Consider the following 14,611-nt stretch of genomic DNA (forward strand, 5'->3'; position numbering starts at 1 on the left):
TTGCGTGATTTAAGGGTTCTGCAAAAACACCACATACCCCCTGAACCATTCACTCCCTTTCAAATACCCCGGCTCTTCCCATACGCCACCCTGAATCAGCCCCACCTTGAACGGCAGCCCCAGCCGGTTCATCCGTGGCAAATACGCCGCGTAATCCGGGATGCTGTGGCGCCCTTGGTAGGTCTGTACCACCACTTCATCGACCACGCCTTTGAGCTGGGCGATGGCGGCTGGGTCGGCGTTGCTGCTCCAGTCCATCAGGCCGGTAATGCTCAGCCGCAGGTCAGCAGGCAGGCGTTGGCGCAGGTCGCGCAGGAAGCCTGTGTATTCGTGCAGGTACTGGGTGCGGGCGTCGAAATCGATCTGGATGCCGACCACCGGGTTGCCCGCATCGCGCCAGCGTTGCACCTGGCCGAGCAGTTGGGTGTAGACGCGCTCGGGCCAGTGCAGGGTGTGGGCGCGGTACACCACCCAGACCTCGCCTTGGGTGATGCGCGGTACGCTGATGCCTTGGGCGATAAACTGCACACCCAATTGCGGCGCACGGCGCGTGGAGTTGATCTGGCCCTGGAGGATGTACAGGGTTTTCGCCTGTTTGAGCACCGGCTGCGGCGTGACCCCGCTCCACAGCCAGAAGGCATCGTAGTCGCGGGCGTCAACGCCGGCAAAGGCCGGGCTTGCCAGGAGCAGCAAGCCTAGCCACAGGTGCTTCACCAGTAGTACTTCAGCGACTGGGCCCACTCGGTGTCGGCAAACCCGGTTTTGAGCTGGCGGAACCAGCCTTTACGCACGGATTTATCCACGTCTACACCGCCGCAGCCGTTATAACCGGCCCGCGCATAGCAGTTGATCGCACGGAACAGCGCGTAGGCCTTGTCGTTGTGCGGCGCCTTGGGGTTGGCGATGACCTGGCGGTAACCGTCGAGCCGCGAGAAGGTCTCGCCCTTGAACAGCGAGGCGGTGCTGCCCAGGCTGGCGGCGGCGCGCACTTGGTCCAGTGGCATGCCATCGAGGTTATTGCGCAGGATGAACTCACCCAGGCAGTTCAAGCCCTTGGGGTTTTTACCATCGGCCTGCAGGGTGCTGGCGATTTGCGCAATGCTCGGGCAGGCGTAGCCGGACTCCGCCTTATCACCGTTCCACTGGAACAACTGCAGCGAGCGGCCATCGCCATAGACATAGCCCAGGCTGGTGCCGAGCTTGTCGGCGGGCGCCGATGCCGGCAGTTGCTTGAGGTCGTCGGCGAAGGTGGCGTACTGGCCGCGCATCAGGTCTTTGTACAGCAACACAAACTGGGCGGTGGCACGTTCCACCGGGTCGCTGGCCTGGGTGATCTGTTGGCGTAGCAGTTCCTGGCCTGCGATGTTGCGCAGCAAGATGTAGCGCACCTGTTTGGCGCTGATCGGCGAATCGCTGGCGAACACGTTGGCCAGTTGGTCGTTGCGCTCGTAGTTCATCGCCAGCGCCAGTTCCAACTGGTCGCGCTGCAAAGGTTGCTTGGCCAGGGGCAGCAGCTTCAGCCACAGCGCTTGCGCACCTTGCCAATCCTTCTTGGCTTCCAGGGCAAGGCCGCGCAGGGTTTGCTGGCTGAAGGCGAAGTAGTCGAGGCTGGCGGGCACGTCCTGAGGCAGCAACTTCAAAGTGTTATCGGGCTGATGTTCGACGTACAAGGCAAACGCCGCTTGTACGTAGTCGTACAGCGCCGGCTCCTGGGCAAACACCGGCTTTTGCGCGTCCAGGGCCGCGCGGCTCAGCTGCGGCGGGTTGCCGGCGCGCATCCACATCAAGTCGTTGACGGCCAGCATCAGTGGGTTGGCCGAAGGTTTTTGGGTGGCACTGAGCAGCTTGTTGTCGGCTTCCTGCACCAGGTCGTCCAGCGACACATTGCGCTGTTTGGCGCTCAACTGCGCGGCCAGGTCGTTGGCCAGCTTGTCGGTATCGCCCGCCAGCCAATGCACCCGGCGCAGCAGGCCCTGGGCAGAGATAGCGTATTTGCCCTGTGGATAGGTTTTCAGGTAGAGGTTGAAGCTGGTGTCGGCATTCGCCAACACCGACTTATCCACATGCTCCAATTGCGGCATGCCGTATTCGTCGAAGGCGTTTTCCTGGGCCTGGTTCAACTCGGTGCGGGCGATCATGTAGGACGCCGTTTCCTTGACCCACGGCAGGCTGCCGGTGGCGGCGGCAACAAAACCGCGCTGCGCATCAGCGAAACGGCCACTGTAGAAGTCACCGGCGGCTTGCAGGTAAGTGCGCAGTTCGCGGCCGGCGGTGGACTGGATCTGCTCCGGGTCGCCCAGGCTTGCGCCGTCCCAGGTGCAGGCGCCGAGCATCTGTACACGTCCCTTGGCCAGCAGCTGGCGCTCCGCGTCGGGCACGTCGGCTTTAACCACTTGGCTGATAAACGCCGTGGCACTGCTTTCATCATTGCTGCGGCAACGGCTGCCTTCGCCGGTCAGGAAGGCGTCACCCGCCGCCTTGTCGCCTTCACGCTGAATGCCCAACGGCGCAAGCAGCTCATCGAGTTTGCTGGGCGTAGGTGCCACGTCGGTTTTTTCATCGGCGGCGTCGGCTACCGGGGTCAGGCGGTACACCGGGAACGGCACCGGGCCGAAGCCCTCTTCAAGGTCCGTCTCGCCCAGTGCGTTGGGCGTCAGCGGTGCCACCTGTTTATCCGCCAGCAACAGGCGCAGGTTGACCCGGCTGTCATTGCCCGGGCTCAGGAAGGGCAGGTTGCTGCAGCCTTCAAGGCTGTCGCGTGAGACCCGCCAGTCGGGGTAGCACGAGTCATCGCCGCTGGCCTGGGCCTGGAAGGAAAGGCTGGCGAGCAATGCCAGGGTCAGTGGTGACAGAAAACCGATGCGCATGACGTGTCCTTGATCCTGAGTCCTTTGAAGGACGCAATAATAGCGTGATCTGACAAATGCTTCGGTGAAGGTCTACACAAATCGCTGATTTGTCCGATTCCAGCAGCGAATAAAGGGTTTTTGTCCTAGAGTGGCGGTCATTCACGCGCAGGGCTTTTTGGCCGGCCGGAAAAGGCGATGGTAGGGGAATCGAGGTGCGACGGTCTGTGGTGGAGCAAGATGAAAAGGTGGCGGCATTGTCCGCATTTGATCGCGTCGCGAGTAGCTGGCACGTTGCCGGCTGGATGAGCCGTCTGTGGTGGGTACCGATCCTGGTACTGGCCGTCGCTCTGCGTTTTTACAACCTGACGTCCGCCGCAATCTGGGGTGACGAAGGCTCCAGCCTGCTGCTCAGCGAATACGCTGCCGGTGACCTGTGGTTTCACGCCGCCCATGATGTGCACCCACCGTTGTACTTTTTCATGCTGCGTGGCTGGATCGAGCTGTTCGGTGACAGTATCTGGTCGATTCGCAGCATGAGTGCGATTCCCGGTGCGATTGCAGTGGGCCTGGGCATCTGGTTGACGCGGCAATTGGCTACCCGGCGTGCCGCCGTGCTCGCCGGGATCCTGCTTGCGCTGCTGCCCACGGCGGTGCGTTATAGCCAGGAAGTGCGCATGTATTCGCTGTTGGCCGTATGGCTGCTGGGCGCCACGCTGGCGCTGGTGTATTGGGTGCGCCAGCCCGAGCGCACGCGCTATCTGGCGGCGTATATCGTGCTGATGAGCGCCGGTTTCTACACCCATTATTTCACTGCTCTGTGTGTGCTGGTGCATTGGGCCTACCTGGCCTTGTTGAGCTCGGCCCAGGCGCCCGCCCAGTCTCTGCTCAGGCGCCCGGCGTGGTGGGTGGCCAACGCCGCGATCGTCGTGGCGTACCTGCCGTGGTTACCCAATGTGTTGGGCCTGGTGCAACACGTTGAGCAACTGAAGGTGGGCGGGGACATCGGCTGGGAAGACCCGGTCAACCTGTTTTCACTGCCGTCGATGATCTGGCAATTCATTGTCCAGGACGAGGGCACCGGCTTTTGGCCGCCGTTGTTCTGGTTGGTCCCATTGTTGCTGATTGCTGTGGTGAGCATCACCGCCTGGCAGGATCGCGAACGCCATCGCCCGGCCAGCCTGCTGGCGCTGTTTTTCCTGCTGCCGCTGCTGCTGGTGTACGCGGTTTCGTTCGTTTCGCCGGTGTTTATCGAGCGTTACCTTACGGTGTACGCCTTGGGTTTGCCCATCCTGTTGGCGCTGGCCATTGATCGCCTGCCGGCGCGCTGGTCATGGCTGGGCGTAGCGTTGTTCGCGCTGTTTGTCGGTGTCGAGTTGATGGGGCTCAAAAACAACTTCACCGTCGATGAACATGACCAGTTCAACGTGCCCGTGGAATTCGTCAATCGTAATTACCAGGAAGACGACCGCATCGTTCTCAGCGACATGCTGTGGTACCTCAGCTACGTGTATTACGACCAGACCGACGCCCAATTGCAGCTCTATACGCCGCCCAAACCCGACGGCACGCCGACCCGCCCGAACGCCTACGGTTTCGGCACATTGGTCGACCAGGACGGCGGGCGCATTTACCTCGACCGCCTGTCGGCATTGCCTGCCGATACCCACCGCGTCTGGCTGATCAGCAGCAACGAAGCGCCGGATGATTTCGCGCCCTTACCTGAAGGCTGGCGTGAGTTGAGCCGTCAGGATGGCGGTGGTGCGAGGGCGCGACTGTTCGTGCTGTGCAACGGGGCGCAGCCGCAACCTGAAGGTTGCCGCTAGACTCAGTTAAGTCTTCTTGACCTGGAGTTCGCCATGGAATCGCCTGTGCACAGCTTGCCATCACTGTTCAAACAGCTCGGGCTGCCGGATGACCCGGCCAGTATTGAGAAGTTTGTGGCAGTGCATTCGCCGCTAAAGCCGGAATTACATCTCGCGGATGCGTTCTTTTGGACGCCCGGCCAGAAGGCGTTTTTACGCGAAGAAATTCTCGACGATTCGGATTGGGCTGAAGTGGTGGATGAGCTGAATCTGTTACTGCGGGAAGGGCGCGGCGTGTAAAAAATGTGGGAGCTGGCTTGCCTGCGATGGCGGTGGTTCAGTCAACATCAACCTCGACTGATCCACCGCTATCGCAGGCAAGCCAACTCCCACAGGTGTTTTGTCTGATTGTTCCCATGCTCCTCGTGAGAAGTGGGACAGCTTGGGAAGTTTCCTATTGGTTAAACAGAAGCGGACGATAGTCGCCAGAATGAGGAGCCCGCTATTTACAGACGCTGATTTCCTTTTATGGCCACATCATGCAGCGTCTGATCCCTCACAAAGAAATTGAAAACTATGATCTCACCAAAATCGAAACCCCCTACTTTGCTGGTATCAAGGTAAGGGAGTTCTTTCGCGCGCCTTATGCATTGCAGGGGCTGTGCGAGCTGCTAGCCGAGTGCAATGTTTCTCCTGTTCGGTGTTCAGGGGATAACGATCAGCGCCGAGTTTTGGACAAGTTGGCGTCCGGTGATTGGCTGTTCGTAATGGACAGGCCTTTTCTTCCTTTAAGTCGAGAATGCCGTGTTAAGTATGGGCATTTGATGGGGCGCCGACTTTATGTCGGGCCTGGTAAATGGGAAAAGGTAAGTATCGATTACGATGGGGTTAAAAATACTGCAATCCTGGCCGCAAACCGGCTGGCATCTATGGGTGACGAAGGACGAATGTTCTTATCCGACGGGAAAGATCTTGCGAACACCACCAGGGTCATGACGCAGCGCTGGGTCCGCTTGGATAGTCGTGATGACCAGCTCACCCACAGATCGGTTGAGCGCCGATACGGGGAGCTGCGGCAAATCAAGCAACGCTATCTGGAGGGAGATGACAATTGGCAACAGGGTGGGAAATCCTGGCATTGGCAGCCTGTGACACCGGACACAGCGTATGAATACAAGGATGCCAAACAGTGACGCGCAAGCAGGTCTTTTGGTTTTGGGGAGCGATGGATGCCATCTATCTGGTTCGCTATTGGGTCACCAGTGCGGTGGAGGGGCGAGTTCCTTACTTGAGCGATATCGAGAGCGCATTATGGGTTTTGCGTGACCACAGCGTGCTGCAGATTTACACCTTTGGCTTTGTCATGTTGCTGCAGATCTCGATAGTAGCGTCCTGTTTTTTATTTCTTCTCAGTAGTCAAAAGGTCCGCTGGCTTGTTTACCTTCAAACCCCGTTACGGTTAGTTTTTTTCATCCCTTCAGTTGCTCTTCTGCTTATAGGCGCTCAGTTAGTCCCAGGCTACAGCGTGGTGGTGATGGCGGTGCTAGTCGTCGCGTCCGAGGCCATGAAGGTTTGGAGCGTCTGGCGATGGGGCAAGAAATCTGACGTTTCCAGCAGTCGGCGTTAGTCGATAAGCCAGTTGCACAGCTTCAACCATCCCCCCTATAGTTCGCCCCGTCGCCGCACATCGGCGATCGGATTTGGCGATCCGCATTCTATGACGCGTTACAGCGCTCTAACTCCGTGTTCTCCGCTTGGCGGATACATGAGTTCTATGGCGGCTGTGCGCGGGAGATCTTCGGATCTGCCGGGTTTCATAGATAACCGGTTCGCCAACCTGCGTACAGCTGCCACCCATACTCGTTTGGCGACGGGGACGGGTGGTCAAAATCTTATCTATGAGGCTTTATCGATGGACCAATACAAACCGCTTCAAACCAATCCCACCGGCGTTCCCGTTCTGGCATTCAACACGTTTGCGCCCTCGCACCTGCTCCATGAAACAGCCCGCAGCCGCGTGCGTATCGGCACCGAGCTGTTGGAAACGCTCAGCGCCAAAACGGACAGCAAGAACCTTCATCACCTCGTCACCGCAGCACTGGTTTCGTTGCGCGATGGCTTGGACATGATGGGCGAAATCCAGCGCCGCTTGGATGCTCAGGCCGAACAGCCAGTCTGAGGCCAACACGGGTCCAAAATGTGGGAGCTGGCTTGCCTGCGATGGCGGTGGTTCAGTCAACATCGACCTCGACTGATCTACCGCTATCGCAGGCAAGCCAGCTCCCCCAGGTGTTTTGTTCTGCCGGAAATCCAACGCTCGCTCTTAAACCCGCTTTACTTATCCACAACCCCACCACCCATCACAAAAGTGTTTCAAAACTTGACGGCTTTGGATCCATCCACCATATTGATAGTTAGCAAACTAACTGTATGCGAACAATCCAGTGTCCCAAACCCTCGAACAGCTCCATATGAACCTCAGCAGCAGCATGGTGGTGGGCGCCCGTAACTGGCGCAAAATCTGCCAGACCACGCTGGTGAGCTATGGTATTTCCGAAGCCTGCGCCGTGCCGCTGTTGATGATCGGCCGCTTGGGCGACGGTGTGCACCAGGTGAAAGTAGCCCAGGCATCCGGCATGGAAAGCCCGTCGTTGGTGCGCCTACTTGATCGTCTGTGCCATGACGGTTACGTGTGCCGTACCGAAGACGTCCATGACCGTCGCGCCAAGGCCTTGAGCCTCACCGAGCGCGGCCGCGAGTTGGTGCAGGCGGTGGAAGTGCAACTGGTGCGCCTGCGCCAGGAAGTGCTGGCGGACATCGCCCACGGCGACCTTGAAGCGGCGTTGCGTGTACTGCAGGCCTTCGAGGCGGCTGAGGCGACCTCTTGAACGGATTTTTTACCGGCATGCCGCCGGCCCGCGACTGGTTCTACGGCGTGCGCACCTTCGCCGCTTCGATGATCGCCCTGTACATCGCCATGCTTATGCAAATGCCGCGTCCGTATTGGGCGATGGCCACGGTGTATATCGTCTCCAGCCCGTTTGTCGGCCCTACCAGCTCCAAGGCGTTGTACCGCGCCATCGGCACCTTCATGGGCGCGGCGGCGGCGGTGTTTTTTGTGCCGATGTTTATTCAGACGCCGTACCTGCTGGTGGTGATCATTGCGCTGTGGACCGGCACCTTGTTGTTTTTGTCTTTGCACCTGCGTACCGCCAACAGCTACGCGCTGATGTTGGCCGGCTACACCTTGCCGCTGATCGCCTTGCCGGTAGTGGATAACCCGCTGGCGGTGTGGGATGTGGCCGAAGCGCGTACCGAAGAGATTTTCCTCGGCATTGCTGTGGCCGCCGTAGTAGGCGCAATGTTCTGGCCGCGGCGCCTGATGCCGGTGTTTGATGGCTCGGTGGCCAAGTGGTTTGCCGACGCCCAGGTCTATAGCCAGCGCTTTCTGACCCGTAACGTTGCGCCCGAAGAAATCAGCACCTTGCGCGGCGGCATGGTCGCCACCTTCAACACCCTGGAACTGATGATCGGCCAGTTGCCCCACGAAGGCGCTCGGCCACAGACGGTGCGCAACACCAAGGAACTGCGCGGGCGCATGATTCACCTGCTGCCGGTGATCGACGCGCTGGACGATGCGGTCTACGCGATCGAACACCGCGCCCCCGAGTTTCTCGACCGGTTCACGCCGTTGCTGCAAGACGCCAACGCCTGGCTGGAGAGCACCACCGAGCAAGCACCGCTGGAACGCTGGCGCGTGTTGCGCGACAAGATCGACGCCGCGCAGCCACAGGGCGAAGCACTGGACGACCGCCACACGCTGCTGTTCTCCAACGCCCTGTATCGCCTCGGCGAATGGGTCGACCTGTGGCAAGACTGCCGCAGCCTGCAGGCCGCCATCCAGTGCGAAAGCCAGGACACCTGGCGCGCCGTCTACCGCCATTGGCGCCTGGGCCGGCTCACGCCGTTCCTCGACCGTGGCCTGATGTTCTACTCGGCGTTTTCCACCGTTACCGCGATCATTGTCGCCTCGGTGCTGTGGATTCTCCTGGGCTGGACCGACGGCGGCAGCGCAGTGATTCTGGCTGCCGTGGCCTGCAGCTTTTTTGCCTCCATGGACGACCCGGCGCCGCAGATCTACCGGTTCTTTTTCTGGACCGCCATGTCGGTGCTGTTTGCCAGCCTGTACCTGTTTCTGGTGCTGCCCAACCTGCATGATTTCCCCATGCTGGTGTTGGCGTTTGCGGTGCCGTTTATCTGCATCGGCACGCTCACGGTGCAGCCGCGTTTTTACCTGGGCATGCTGCTGACGCTGGTGAACACCTCCTCGTTTATCAGCATCCAGGGCGCCTACGACGCGGACTTCCTCAACTTCGCCAACGTCAACCTGGCCGGGCCAGTGGGCTTGCTGTTCGCCTTTGTGTGGACGCTGGTCGCACGGCCGTTCGGCGCCGAACTGGCGGCCAAGCGCCTGACGCGTTTCAGCTGGCGCGACATCGTAACGCTCACCGAGCCTGCAACCCTGGCCGAACACCGCCACATGGCTGTGCAAATGCTCGACCGCCTGATGCAGCACCTGCCGCGCCTGGGCCTGATCGGCCAGGACACCGGCAGCGCCCTGCGCGATTTGCGCGTGGCGCTGAACCTGCTTGACCTGTTGGCCTACGCGCCACGCATCTACGGCGTGCCACGGGTGCTGCTCAACCAAGTGGTGGAAGGCGTGGGCGGTTACTTCAAGGCCTGCCTTAAAGCGGGTGAACGCTTGCCCGCGCCCAGCGGTCTGCTGATGACCCTCGACCGCACGCGCCGCGCCCTCAACGGGCATGGCCTGCAAGACGAAGATGACACCCGCCTGCATCTGCTGCACGCACTGGCCGGCCTGCGCCTGTCGTTGCTGCCCGGCGTGGAATTTATTGGCGGCACCGAAATGCAAGCGCCGCTGCCTGATGGAGCGCCTTTATGATCGGTGATCTGGATATCAGCGGGGTGTTCCTGCCCACGCTGCTGGTGCTGATGGGCATTACGTATGTGTTGTTTCTGGTGGTGCACGGGTTGTTGACGCGCATTCACTTCTATCGCCTGGTCTGGCACCGGGCATTGTTCAATGTGGGGCTCTACGCGCTGTTACTGGGCGCCGTGGACTCACTCAGTCGATACCTCATGACATGAAAAAACCTTTTTTGACCATCGGCCGTGTCGTCCTGACGTTATTGATAGTGACCTTCGCTGTCGTCGTTGTGTGGCGCATGGTCATGTACTACATGTTTGCGCCCTGGACCCGTGACGGGCATATCCGTGCCGACATCGTGCAGATCGCCCCGGACGTGTCCGGGCTGATCCAGCAAGTCGACGTGCGCGACAACCAGTTGGTGACCAAGGGCCAGGTGCTGTTCGCCGTCGACCAGGACCGCTTTAAGCTGGCCCTGCGCCAAGCCCAGGCCGCCGTGGCCGACCGCCAGGAAACCCTGGCCCAGGCCAACCGCGAGTACAAGCGCAACCGTGGTTTGGGCAACCTGGTGCCGAGCGAACAACTGGAAGAAAGTCAGTCGCGCGTGGCCCGTGCCCAATCGGCCCTGGCCGAGGCGCAAGTGGCCGTGGACGCCGCCCAGCTCAACCTTGACCGCTCGGTGATCCGCAGCCCCGTGGACGGTTACGTCAACGACCGTGCGCCGCGCAACCAGGAATTCGTCACCGCCGGGCGCCCGGTGCTGTCGGTGGTGGACAGCAACTCCTTCCACATCGACGGTTATTTCGAAGAGACCAAGCTCGACGGCATCCACGTCGGCATGGCCGTGGATATCCGCGTGATCGGCGACAACGCCCGTCTGCGTGGCCATGTGCAGAGCATCGTCGCCGGTATCGAAGACCGCGACCGCACCAGCGGCTCCAACCTGCTGCCTAACGTCAACCCGGCGTTCAGCTGGGTGCGCCTGGCCCAACGGATTCCGGTGCGTATTGCCTTTGATGATGTGCCGGCGGACTTTCGTATGATCGCCGGACGCACGGCCACGGTGTCGATCATCGGCGATAAGGTCAAAGACGGAGAAAAACCATGAAGCAGCTGCTGGCAACCGCTGCGCTGGGTTTGCTGCTGTCGGCCTGCCAAGTGGTAGGCCCGGATTACAAGCTGCCGGAAACGTCCGCCATCAACCGTGGCGACCTGCAAGGGCAGCTCGCGGGCGAGGGCAACAACGTGGTGTCGGCGCCGGTGCCAGCCGATTGGTGGAAGCTGTACAACGACCCGCGCCTGGATGAGCTGGTGCGCCAGGCCATGGCCTCCAACACCGATTTGCGCGTGGCTGCCGCCAACCTGCAACGCGCGCGTTTCCAGACCCAAGAGGCTGAATCCGCAGGCGGTTGGAGTGCTGGCGCCAAGGCGGAAGCCCAGCGCCTGCAGGAATCGGGCGAAGCGTTTTTGCTGACGGAAAAAGTCCCGGTGGCCAACATCGGCAGCGCCAGCATCAGCACGTCCTACCAGTTTGACCTGTTCGGCACCTTGCAGCGTGGCATCGAGAGTGCCCAGGCCAGCACCGATGCGGCCCAGGCCGCCGCCGATATTGCGCGCATCACCCTGGTGGCAGATGTGGTGCGCTCCTACACCCAGGTGTGTGCGGCCAATGAAGAGCTGGCGATTGCCAATGAGTCCCTCGACCTGCAAGGCCAGAGCACCAAGCTCACCCAGCGCCTGCGCGACGCCGGGCGCGGTGACGAAACCCAGGTGACCCGCTCGCAGACCCAATACAAATCCTTGCGCGCCGAGATCCCGCGCTATCAAGCATCGCGTCAGGCGGGTTTGTTCCGCTTGTCGATGCTGCTGGCCAAACCGGTGGACCAACTGCCCGCAGGCACCGGCACCTGCGCCGAGCTGCCGCATATCGCCCAATTGCTGCCTGTGGGCGACGGCGCAGCACTGCTCAAGCGCCGCCCCGACGTGCGCCAGGCCGAACGCCAACTGGCGGCTGCCACCGCCCGTATCGGCGTGGCCACCGGTGCGTTGTACCCGGACATCAGCATCGGCGCCACGGTGGGCACGGTCGGCATTCTTGACGACCTCGGCACACCAGCGACCAATCGCTGGGGCTTTGGCCCGCTGATCAGTTGGACAGTGCCGACCAACGGTGCCCGCGCACGTATCCACGAAGCCGAAGCCGCGACCCAGGGCGCCCTGGCGCACTTTGATGGCGTGGTGCTCAATGCCATCCGCGAAACCCAGACCGGCCTCGCGCAATACACCGCGCAACTGCAACGCCGCGACGCCCTGGCCGACGCCGGTGCGTCCGCAAAGGAAGCCTCGGAGCAGACGCACCGCTTCTTCCAGGCCGGCCGTGCCTCGTTCCTGGCCGACCTGCAGGCCACTCGCACCTACACCGATGTACGTGCACAGCTGGCAGCGGCCAACACGCAAGTTGCCATGAGCCAGATCGATCTGTTCCTGGCCTTGGGCGGCGGTTGGGAAAGCGGACGAACGCAGGCGTCACAACCCGGCAAACCCTGAGCGAAAAGCTATGCTTTGACAGGCGGGCCACCGTGAGGCCCGTCTGACAAAGTTCGCGTTTGCTCATGGGGATTCCAATAATGAAAAACCCTTATGCTCCCGCTTTCTGGTGCGTGCTTTTCGCACTGGTGTTGCTATCGGCTGCCTATTTCTACGGCGTCATGCTTGCCCACCAACTCGACAAGGCCATGGTGTTTCTCGATAGCGCCTGTCTGGTGATCGGCACGTTGTCCATCGGCGTGGTGGCCTGGGCGTCCTATCAAAATCAACGGGTGAAAAAAAAGCTGCTTCAACAAGGCAAGACCCGCGTGGCGATCTGGGACACCAAGGTTGCTCTGCGCCGCGTCGAAACCGTGTTCGACCGCTATTTCTGGGGCAGCTACTGGCAGCCCGGGCGTACTTTCCAGGAAGTCATGGGCGAGCTCACCGGCACGCCGCTGGAAAAAAGCCTCGAGGCCCTGAAAAAACAATGTGTGCTGCTCGACCAACAGGTCGCCGACGGTAGGCATTGGCTCAATAACGCCCGGGAATTGTCCGACGTGGCTACGCAAATGGCGCGGGAACGCTACCAGCTGGACTTCTGCGACCCCAAGGCCGATACCCCCAGCAACACAGTGATACACCGCGAGTTTGAGGTGTTGGTGTACACCTGGACCGCACGCTTGAAGAGTTTCGATCACCAACTCGATGAGGTTGAATTGGAATACTCGTGAACCAACCGCTGACCTGACCTCTCTGAAAAGCTGGGCCGTTATCGGCCGCCAGTGCTAATCTTCCCCCGTTTTCGGCGGGCTTGAGCCAACCCCTTCGGGGTTCAAGGAAGACAGCCCACTTCTCACAGGATTTGATCAGGTCACTTCATGAATAAGCCAGCAGTTGTTTTCTTGGGTTTCGTTGTCGCCGTCGGCGCCATTAGTGCAGGCGGCGCCTGGTACACCGGTAAGCAACTGGAGCCGGTGCTGCAAACTGCCATCCAGAACGCCAACAAAGAACTGCAGACCTCTATGGCCGGCGTCGATGGCACGGTGAACCTGGAGCTGGTGTCCCTGGATCGTGGCCTGTTCAGCAGCACCGCGCACTACCGCCTTAAAGGCCAAGGCAGCGTGTTCGGTGAAGAAAACCCGAACCCTGAACTGCTGTTCGTCGACCATATCGAACACGGCCCGCTGCCGTTCTCGCGCCTGGTGACGCTGAAGTGGCTGCCGGTCATGGCCACCAGTCACTATGCGCTGGAAAAGAACGCCACCACCGAAAAATGGTTCGCCGCCAGCAAAGACGTGTCGCCGCTCAAGGGCGTGGCCAATATCGGCTACAACCGCTCGGTCGACGGCAACGTCGAATTGCTGCCGCTGGACATCAAGGACGACAAGTCTTCGGTGAGCTTCTCGGGCGCCAACCTGGACTTCGACAGCAGCGCCGAAGGCCAGAAGGTCAAGGCCAGCGGCTACATGAACAGCCTCAAGGTTGCAGTGATCGACGCCAATGGCCAGCCGCTTGAAGCCGAACTGTCCGGCCTGACCGTGGCCAGCAACCTGGAAAAATCCACCTTCGGTTTCTACACCGGGCAAAACACCGTTGAGCTGACCGACACAAAAGTCACCTTCGGCCCGCAGAAAGCCGTGCTGACCCTCAAGGGCTTCGAGCAAAAAGACACCAGCGAAACCAAGGACAACAACCTGGCAGGCCGCGTCGACTACAAGATCGACGAAATCGGCTACCAGGGTAAACCTGTAGGTTCGGCCGCCATGGCCCTGAGCATGAAGAACATCGACATCCCGGCGATGCTGGTGCTGACCAAGCTCTACCAGGACAAGATGCAGCCGGTGCAAGCCGCCGCGGCTGCCGGCCAACCGGTGCCTGAGCTGCAACTGACCGAAGCCGAGCAGACCCTGGCCGAGGCCAACGTCAACCAGGTGCTGGCCGCCAAGCCGCAAGTGGCAGTGGAAAACCTGTCGCTGAAAACCACCCACGGTGAAAGCAAATTCAACCTGGTGGTAGACCTGACCAAGCCCACCTCGATGGAATTGCCACCGGTTGAGCTGGGCAAGCAGGTTATCGCGCTGCTGGATGCCAACCTGACCCTGTCCAAGCCGATGATCGGCGACGTCGCTGCCCTGCAAGCGGAAGTGGGCGGTGTGACCGACCCTAAAGCCATCGAACAGCAATCACAGATGGCGGCCGAGATGGTCAGTGGCATGGCCGTTGGTACTCAGTTGGCAACCCTGGTGGGTACTGACGTGGTTTCCAAGCTGCACTACGCCAACAACGAAGTGACGTTTAATGGCCAGAAGATGACCGTGGAGCAATTCATTGGCTTTGTGATGGCCAAAGCGGGTGCGGTCAGCGGCGCGCAGTAAGATTTCTTACATCGGTAAGAAATAAATATTGGAGGCGTGGGTTTACCTGAAGCGGCAGTCAAACAACCGGCATACAGGCCGGTTGTGGCTGCTTAGCTCAGGCAAGCC

General features: G+C 60.5%; 14 protein-coding genes. 12 read left to right on the forward strand and 2 right to left on the reverse strand.

The genetic code is table 11. The annotated features are described in order from the left end of the window. Nucleotides 1-9: 9 nt before the first annotated feature. A complete protein-coding gene (locus HU759_RS01645; RefSeq protein WP_017136611.1) occupies nucleotides 10-714 on the reverse strand; it encodes a DUF3142 domain-containing protein in 705 nt (234 codons plus the stop codon). Continuing rightward, nucleotides 711-2,867: an outer membrane assembly lipoprotein YfiO gene (locus HU759_RS01650; protein WP_186617820.1), complete on the reverse strand. Its 2,157-nt coding sequence runs from the start codon at nucleotides 2,865-2,867 to the stop codon at nucleotides 711-713. The genes HU759_RS01645 and HU759_RS01650 overlap by 4 nt, the downstream gene beginning before the upstream one ends. Before the next feature lie 194 nt (nucleotides 2,868-3,061). On the opposite strand from HU759_RS01650, the gene HU759_RS01655 reads away from it, so the two are divergent. The 12 genes from HU759_RS01655 to HU759_RS01710 all read left to right on the forward strand — a co-directional run bounded on the left by HU759_RS01655 (nucleotide 3,062) and on the right by HU759_RS01710 (nucleotide 14,503). Then, complete coding sequence (locus HU759_RS01655; RefSeq protein ID WP_099549582.1) at nucleotides 3,062-4,672, forward strand: glycosyltransferase family 39 protein; 1,611 nt, start codon at nucleotides 3,062-3,064, stop codon at nucleotides 4,670-4,672. A 33-nt stretch (nucleotides 4,673-4,705) separates the two neighbouring features. Beyond that, nucleotides 4,706-4,951, forward strand: a complete 246-nt coding sequence (locus HU759_RS01660; RefSeq protein ID WP_170039356.1) for a DUF2789 domain-containing protein — start codon at nucleotides 4,706-4,708, stop codon at nucleotides 4,949-4,951. 239 nt (nucleotides 4,952-5,190) lie between these two features. After that, the gene (locus HU759_RS01665) at nucleotides 5,191-5,844 is read left to right on the forward strand and encodes a hypothetical protein (protein ID WP_099549580.1); all 654 of its coding nucleotides are present in this window, start codon (nucleotides 5,191-5,193) and stop codon (nucleotides 5,842-5,844) included. Then, entirely contained in the window at nucleotides 5,841-6,278 is a 438-nt protein-coding gene (locus tag HU759_RS01670; RefSeq protein WP_099549579.1) for a hypothetical protein, read from the forward strand. The genes HU759_RS01665 and HU759_RS01670 overlap by 4 nt, the downstream gene beginning before the upstream one ends. A 138-nt stretch (nucleotides 6,279-6,416) precedes the next feature. Next, nucleotides 6,417-6,830 carry a hypothetical protein gene (locus HU759_RS01675; RefSeq protein WP_143521893.1) on the forward strand — a complete coding sequence of 138 codons (414 nt, stop codon included), beginning with the start codon at nucleotides 6,417-6,419 and terminating at the stop codon, nucleotides 6,828-6,830. 292 nt (nucleotides 6,831-7,122) lie between these two features. Then, on the forward strand, nucleotides 7,123-7,539 hold the full coding sequence (locus HU759_RS01680; RefSeq protein WP_017136599.1) for a MarR family transcriptional regulator: 417 nt from the start codon (nucleotides 7,123-7,125) through the stop codon (nucleotides 7,537-7,539). Then, complete coding sequence (locus HU759_RS01685) at nucleotides 7,536-9,614, forward strand: FUSC family protein (protein WP_186617821.1); 2,079 nt, start codon at nucleotides 7,536-7,538, stop codon at nucleotides 9,612-9,614. The genes HU759_RS01680 and HU759_RS01685 overlap by 4 nt, the downstream gene beginning before the upstream one ends. Beyond that, the gene (locus HU759_RS01690; protein WP_016969155.1) at nucleotides 9,611-9,820 is read left to right on the forward strand and encodes a DUF1656 domain-containing protein; all 210 of its coding nucleotides are present in this window, start codon (nucleotides 9,611-9,613) and stop codon (nucleotides 9,818-9,820) included. Before HU759_RS01685 ends, HU759_RS01690 begins: the two co-directional genes overlap by 4 nt. Then, nucleotides 9,817-10,707 (forward strand): efflux RND transporter periplasmic adaptor subunit, encoded by an 891-nt coding sequence (locus HU759_RS01695; RefSeq protein WP_017136597.1) that lies wholly within the window; start codon nucleotides 9,817-9,819, stop codon nucleotides 10,705-10,707. The genes HU759_RS01690 and HU759_RS01695 overlap by 4 nt, the downstream gene beginning before the upstream one ends. Then, entirely contained in the window at nucleotides 10,704-12,146 is a 1,443-nt protein-coding gene (locus HU759_RS01700; protein WP_138449628.1) for an efflux transporter outer membrane subunit, read from the forward strand. The genes HU759_RS01695 and HU759_RS01700 overlap by 4 nt, the downstream gene beginning before the upstream one ends. Nucleotides 12,147-12,226: 80 nt before the next feature. Beyond that, complete coding sequence (locus HU759_RS01705) at nucleotides 12,227-12,859, forward strand: hypothetical protein (RefSeq protein ID WP_026013660.1); 633 nt, start codon at nucleotides 12,227-12,229, stop codon at nucleotides 12,857-12,859. A gap of 147 nt (nucleotides 12,860-13,006) precedes the next feature. Then, a complete protein-coding gene (locus HU759_RS01710) occupies nucleotides 13,007-14,503 on the forward strand; it encodes a YdgA family protein (RefSeq protein ID WP_017136594.1) in 1,497 nt (498 codons plus the stop codon). Nucleotides 14,504-14,611: the final 108 nt, after the last annotated feature.

This window comes from Pseudomonas sp. OE 28.3 (assembly GCF_014268205.2).
Taxonomy (GTDB): domain Bacteria; phylum Pseudomonadota; class Gammaproteobacteria; order Pseudomonadales; family Pseudomonadaceae; genus Aquipseudomonas; species Aquipseudomonas edaphica.